Below are 371 nucleotides of genomic sequence, written 5' to 3' on the forward strand. Positions count from 1 at the left end.
CCAGGATGGCATGTACGTGGCCACCCATTCCATGATTTACGCCAAGATCCTGGCCTGCTGGAACCCGCACGTTAAAGGCGTTTTTGTGGACAGCCCCAACGTGCGGCTGGAGCTTCCCGCCGAACGCCAGCGGGGCCGCTACCTGTTGGACTTTTCGCAGCTGGACGTGGAGCTGCGCCGCCGTTATCAGCTGGATGAGGCCAGCTACTTTGAAAAGCCCCAGGAAGTTCGCGAAACGCTGCGAGAGGAACTCACCGAGGCCTTGAGGTTCTTCGGCGGGATGCTGCGGGCCGGTTGGCAGCGGGTGCAGGAGCAGGCCGGAGAAAGCCTTAAAGCCCTGGGAGTGGTCTTGGACCAACTGCCCGATCAAC

Annotated in this window: 1 pseudogene; it reads left to right on the forward strand. The window is 61.5% G+C overall.

Annotated elements, in window-relative coordinates:
• Window positions 1-371 (forward strand): annotated as a pseudogene (locus EG19_RS13810) (hypothetical protein); the annotation flags it as partial.

The sequence above is a fragment of the Thermoanaerobaculum aquaticum genome (assembly GCF_000687145.1).
Taxonomy (GTDB): domain Bacteria; phylum Acidobacteriota; class Thermoanaerobaculia; order Thermoanaerobaculales; family Thermoanaerobaculaceae; genus Thermoanaerobaculum; species Thermoanaerobaculum aquaticum.